Genomic DNA, 6143 nt, shown 5'->3' with positions numbered 1-6143 from the left:
GAGCCAGGATCAAACTCTCCGAAGAAATGTTTGACTTGCTCATTTGCTTTTTTGATAGTGTGTGCTCACTTAAAATTTAACGTTGGCGCTTTGTTTTGTTCAGTTTTCAAAGAGCAATGTCTTTCGAAACAGCTTATTTATAATAACATTTTCATTACTCTGAGTCAACAACTTTTTTAAAACTTTTTAAAGTTTGTAATCTGTTTGCAACTCGTTCGTAACGACAGATATAAATATAACACCTTTACGTTAACTGCGCAATACCTTTTATAAAGTTTTTTTGAGATAATGTTATTTTTCTTTCAAACCCTAGAACTGCAATCTATTGAAAGACATGAAATTATAATTAAAAAACAAAAACCGAATTGGACTTACCAGGATCAAGAGCTACGCCCAATGATCCCAGCCATCCGAATTCGGCCCTGCAAATAAAACTTATATTAGCGATGTCTCATTAAAGGGAATAACAGGACGTCACGTATAGAAGGAGAATTGGTCAATAGCATAACCAAACGGTCAACACCAATTCCCAGTCCACCAGTCGGCGGCATTCCGTATTCTAACGCCTCCAAGAAATCTTCATCCATTTCATGAGCTTCATCATTACCCTGCTCTCGCTCTTTTAATTGAGCTTCAAAGCGTTGACGTTGATCAATAGGATCATTAAGTTCAGTGAAGGCATTAGCGTGCTCTCTACCTACAATGAATAACTCAAAACGATCTGTGAAACGGGAATCTTCCGGATTTTTTTTTGCTAAAGGAGATATTTCCACTGGATGTCCATAAATGAATGTAGGTTGAATTAGCTTATCTTCCACCTTTTGTTCAAAGAATTCATTTACGATATGGCCGAACTCCATGGATTCCTTAATTTCAATCCCATTTTCTTTAGCAAGCTGCTGGGCTTCTTCTTTACTCATTTCAGTCCAGAAGTCCACACCAGTATATTCTTTTACAGCGTCAACCATGTGAAGTCGTTTCCACTCCGGTTTTAACTCTATCTCATACTCCCCATAATGGATGGAAGTCGTCCCAAGAACTTCTTGAGCTATATGGGCAATCAGGTTTTCCGTTAAACTCATGATATCTTGGTAATCCGCATAAGCCTCGTATAATTCGATCAAAGTGAATTCTGGGTTGTGCCTTGTGGACACTCCTTCATTTCTGAAAACCCGGCCAATTTCATATACTTTCTCCAATCCGCCAACGATTAAGCGTTTTAGATGAAGTTCAATGGCAATCCTTAAATTCAAAGGCATATCCAAGGCATTATGGTGAGTAAGGAAAGGGCGTGCAGCGGCTCCACCAGCAACAGAGTGCAATAGCGGCGTCTCCACTTCAAGGTATCCATGATCGTCCAAATACCGTCTCATGGCTTGTACAATACGACTGCGCATGATCAATGTATTTTTACTTTCCTCATTTGTAATTAAATCGACATAACGTTTCCGATAACGCTCTTCAACATCCTTTAAGCCATGAAATTTATCAGGTAACGGGCGCAGTGCTTTAGCAAGGAACACATATTCTTTTGCTTTAATGGAAAGTTCCCCGACTTTCGTTTTGAAAATAACGCCAGTTACCCCCACGATATCGCCAAGATCCGTTTGGTTGAAAATTTGGTAAGAATCTTCCCCTATGTTATCCAAACGGACGTAGATTTGGATTTGACCGCTAATATCCTGGATATGGGCAAATCCCGCTTTACCTTTTCCGCGCTTCGTCATGACACGGCCAGCGATCGTAACTTCAATTTCTTTTTCTTCAAGATCTTCCTTTTCTAATTCACCATAAGCACTGATTATCTCCTGAGTGTTATGTGTGCGTTCGAACCTGCTCCCGAAAGGGTCTTGTCCATTGTCAATCATGGCCTGCATTTTATCGCGCCTTACCTGCAGTTGGTCATTCAATTCTTCATGACTCACGAAAATCATCTCCATCTTTATTAATAAATGCCTTATATAATTAATCAGAAATTCTTTTGCATACATATTTATTCTTACATAAAGTAAAGGAATTCAACAGCTTTTTATCTTAAAACATGTGTATGTACATATAAAAACTGCCAGGATTACTGGCAGTTAAAGATAAGCGTATTATAGGAAAACAGGAAGGTAATGTCAAACATCAGACCATTTGGATATTTTGTTGCTTCGCTTCAATATCATCAACAAGTCCATAAAGAAGCTTAACCACATCTTCCCTTGTTTCACAATCATTAATTCCTTTACGAGCCTTAGCATTCCCTTTAACACCCTTTAAATACCAAGAAGCATGCTTACGCATTTCACGAACAGCGACAATTTCATTTTTCAACGCAATCAGACGATCCATATGAAGCACGCAAACGTCCATTTTTTCACGAACTGAAGGTTCATCCATCAATTGACCGGTTTCTAGATATTTTACAGTCCGGTAAATCATCCACGGGTTACCTAGAGCTGCACGTCCGATCATGACTCCATCAACACCCGTTTCCTTCAGCATTCTTTCCGCATCCTGTGGAGTTTCCACATCACCGTTACCGATAAGGGGAATATTAATCGAATTCTTCACTTCACGGATGATGTCCCAGTTAGCTTTTCCTTCATACATTTGAACTCGTGTCCTGCCATGCATGGAAACAGCTTTACCACCTGCGCGTTCAACAGCCTGAGCATTTTGAATCGCAAAAACATGCTCGTCATCCCAGCCTATGCGCATTTTCACCGTTACCGGCTTTTCAACGGCATCAACCACCGCTGAAACCATCTCATAAATTTTGTTTGGATCGAGAAGCCACTTCGCACCCGCATCACATTTAGTGATTTTAGGTACAGGGCAGCCCATGTTGATATCAATGATGTCAGCATTTGTATTTTTATCTACAAACTGTGCTGCTTCGACCAAAGATTTCTTTTCACCGCCAAAGATTTGTAAACTTAACGGCTTTTCTCTTTCATCTATATAAAGCATATTCATCGTTTTAGCATTTTGAAGTACGATTCCCTTGTCACTGACCATCTCCGCACAAACAAGGCCAGCACCAAATTCCTTGACGGTCAAGCGGAATGCCGAGTTACAGACTCCCGCCATCGGTGCCAGCACTACCGGATTCTTCATTTCTATGTCGCCTATTTTTAACACGTTGTGACCTCCTAAAACATTCTTTCATTTATCCTCAGGCGGCTGAAGCTCCTCAATGGAAACATGAAGAATTTCCGCCACTTCCAGTAAAAATGCTTCTGAAGGGTTGCGGTTTCCTCGTTCGACTTCTCCCAACAAGGAAACGGAAACACCTATTTCTTTCGCAAACCCTTCCTGGGTATAACCCTTTAACTTTCGAAAAGCGCGAATACGCCTTCCCCATTTTTCACCTTCCATAATCGAACTCCTTCTTTATCCGAAATCTGTTCAAGCAGGTCGCTCAAAGGTGCATGCATTTGCGGAAGTGATATATCAGGGTCCACTTCCATTAAAGGCACGATAACAAAAGCCCTCTCGTGCATACGAGGGTGCGGGACTGAAAGAATCTCTGTCTCAATATTTTCTTGATTATATAACAAAATGTCAAGGTCTAAAGTACGAGGCCCCCACCTAATTTCCCTTTTTCTCCCTAAATCTTGTTCGATTTTCATACAAACGTGAAGTAATTTTTCGGGTTCTAAATCGGTTTCCACTTTAAGGACAGCATTTAAAAAACAGTCCTGTTCTTCATATCCTATCGGGTCTGTTTCATATAAAGAAGAGCAGCCCGCCAACTTGATATGAGGATTCTTAGACAATAATTGGAAAGCTCTTTGGAATGTATCAAGGCGATCCCCTAAGTTCGACCCTATTGAAAGGTAAGCAATATTTACCAAGATCAGCGTCCCCTTACAATCTCTATAGCAACTGAATCATAGTGACCTGCTATAGGAGGATCTGGTTTATAAACCTTCACGGTGCATGTCTCGATGGAAGAATATTTATTAAGTAGTTCAGAGGCAATTTTTTCAGCGACAGCTTCCACTAACTTAAAAGGTTCTCCCTCCACAACACTTTTACACACTTCATATAACTCACCATAGTTGATTGAGTCTTCAAGGTTGTCACTCTTCCCAGCCTTGGCTAAATCAGTATGGACGATTAAATCCACTTTAAACCGCTGACCAAGCTTCGTTTCTTCCGGAAAAACTCCATGATAACCGTAAAACTCCATTTTATTCACATATATCTTATCCATTTCATTCACCTTTTCCTAATAGAGCATCCATCATCTTTGCAGTCCGTGCCATTTCCTTCACATCATGTACACGAACCATTTGACAGCCTTGTTGAATGCCATGGCAGATTGTGGCGGCTGTTCCTTCCATCCTCTCACTAGGCGGCAGGTCCAGAACATGTCCAATCATGGATTTTCTTGATGTGGCTAGCAGCACGGGATATCCTAATGATACCAGCTTATCAAGATTCCTCATCATTTCCAAATTCAACTTTAAATCCTTCGCAAAGCCAATACCCGGATCGAGAATGATGTTTTCATCCTTGACTCCCGCATCCTTTACCATCATGATGCTTTCGAATAAATCTTGAAGTACATCCCGGACAAAATGTCCATAATCCATATTATCCCTGTTATGCATCAAGATAATCGGCACCTTATATTCCGCAGCAACCCTTGACATCAAGGAATCGGCTTTACCTCCCCAAATGTCATTTAATATATGGGCCCCCGCTTTTACCGCCTCTTCTGCTACTCTTGATTTATACGTATCGACCGATATTGGAATCTCAATATTACGGGATATCGCTTCAATAATTGGGGCGACTCTCTCTATTTCCTCTTCATCCGATATCCTCTCATAGTTAGGACGGGTGGACTCCCCGCCTACATCCAATATATCCGCTCCTTCGTTGACCATCCGTTCAGCATGCTTCAAAGCGGCATCTATCCGATTATATTTCCCGCCATCCGAAAAGGAATCCGGCGTGACATTCAAAATCCCCATAATTAAGGTTTTATTGCTGTAATCCAAATCAAATGAACCGCATTTTATTTTTGACGCTCCAGCTAATGACATCCAACGTTCTCCTTCACCTATAGAAATCTATATATACGAGTTTACCCATTTACATAGGCATAGTGCAAGCTCAATGAAGATTTGGAACACTCCAGCAGGCTTTACTACATAAAGAAAAGCAAAGTCCCCAAGGAACTTCGCTTCTCATTTAGTGCCTGTTCTTACTCAAAGTTATATAATGGTGTACTTAAGTAACGTTCACCATTACTCGGTATGATGGCAAGGACCTTTTTGCCTTTCCCCAGTTTGTCAGCCACTTTAATGGCAGCTGCAATTGCGCCTCCAGAAGAAATTCCACCAAGGATTCCTTCTTCTTTTGCTGCGCGGCGGGCATAATCAAACGATTCCTCTGTATTGACTTGAATGATTTCGTCATAGAGATCTGTATTCAAAATACTAGGAACGAAGCCCGCTCCGATTCCTTGGATTTTATGAGGTCCTGGAGTCCCGCCCGATAATACTGGAGAGTCCGCAGGTTCAACAGCGTAAATTTTAATGTCAGGGAATTTTTCACGCAGGACTTCACCAGCACCAGTTATGGTTCCGCCAGTACCGATTCCGGCAACGAATGCATCCAGGCCTTCATCTCCAAAGGCTTCAACGATTTCAGGGCCTGTAGTGTTCCGATGAACTTCAGGGTTGGCTTCGTTTTCGAATTGCTGTGGAATGAAGTAACCTTTTTCTTTAGACAGCTCAGTCGCCTTTGCGATTGCACCCTTCATTCCTTCAGGCCCAGGAGTAAGAACTAATTCTGCCCCATAAGCGCGAAGCAAGTTACGGCGTTCCAGGCTCATCGTCTCCGGCATAACCAGAATTGATTTATAGCCCTTTGCCGCAGCTACCATCGCCAGTCCTATTCCCGTATTTCCGCTTGTAGGTTCAATGATCGTATCACCTGGCTTAAGGGTACCATTTTTTTCTGCAGCTTCGATCATCGCAAGGGCGATACGGTCTTTTACACTGCTGCCCGGGTTAAAATACTCAAGTTTCAAATAAATATCTGCACTGTTTTCATTTTGAAGCTTGTTTAACTTAACAATAGGTGTTTGTCCAATTAAATCGATTACAGAATTAGCTATACGTGCCATTTTCTCCACTCCC

General features: G+C 41.5%; 7 protein-coding genes. All 7 read right to left on the bottom strand.

Features of this window, described 5'->3' with window-relative positions; all coding sequences use genetic code 11:
- Positions 1–440: 440 nt before the first annotated feature.
- The 7 genes from lysS to cysK all read right to left on the bottom strand — a co-directional run bounded on the left by lysS (position 441) and on the right by cysK (position 6130).
- Entirely contained in the window at positions 441–1940 is a 1500-nt protein-coding gene (gene lysS / locus J7E52_RS19600; RefSeq protein ID WP_214750130.1) for a lysine--tRNA ligase, read from the bottom strand.
- A gap of 187 nt (positions 1941–2127) precedes the next feature.
- Positions 2128–3126, bottom strand: coding sequence for a tRNA dihydrouridine synthase DusB (gene dusB / locus J7E52_RS19595; protein ID WP_214750129.1), 999 nt, complete (start codon positions 3124–3126; stop codon positions 2128–2130).
- 24 nt (positions 3127–3150) lie between these two features.
- Positions 3151–3363, bottom strand: coding sequence for a helix-turn-helix domain-containing protein (locus J7E52_RS19590; protein WP_063235935.1), 213 nt, complete (start codon positions 3361–3363; stop codon positions 3151–3153).
- The gene (folK, locus tag J7E52_RS19585; protein ID WP_214750128.1) at positions 3315–3842 is read right to left on the bottom strand and encodes a 2-amino-4-hydroxy-6-hydroxymethyldihydropteridine diphosphokinase; all 528 of its coding nucleotides are present in this window, start codon (positions 3840–3842) and stop codon (positions 3315–3317) included. The genes J7E52_RS19590 and folK overlap by 49 nt, the downstream gene beginning before the upstream one ends.
- 2 nt (positions 3843–3844) lie before the next feature.
- Positions 3845–4204 carry a dihydroneopterin aldolase gene (folB, locus tag J7E52_RS19580; protein WP_214750127.1) on the bottom strand — a complete coding sequence of 120 codons (360 nt, stop codon included), beginning with the start codon at positions 4202–4204 and terminating at the stop codon, positions 3845–3847.
- A 1-nt stretch (position 4205) separates the two neighbouring features.
- Positions 4206–5042 (bottom strand): dihydropteroate synthase, encoded by an 837-nt coding sequence (gene folP / locus J7E52_RS19575; RefSeq protein ID WP_214750126.1) that lies wholly within the window; start codon positions 5040–5042, stop codon positions 4206–4208.
- 161 nt (positions 5043–5203) lie between these two features.
- Positions 5204–6130, bottom strand: coding sequence for a cysteine synthase A (cysK, locus tag J7E52_RS19570; protein ID WP_095394505.1), 927 nt, complete (start codon positions 6128–6130; stop codon positions 5204–5206).
- Between the last annotated feature and the right edge of the window lie 13 nt (positions 6131–6143).

It is taken from the genome of Bacillus sp. ISL-34 (assembly GCF_018613325.1).
Lineage (GTDB): Bacteria > Bacillota > Bacilli > Bacillales > DSM-1321 > Peribacillus.
The sequence above is the reverse complement of the archived record's forward strand: the minus strand, read 5'-3'. Positions and strand labels throughout refer to the sequence as shown.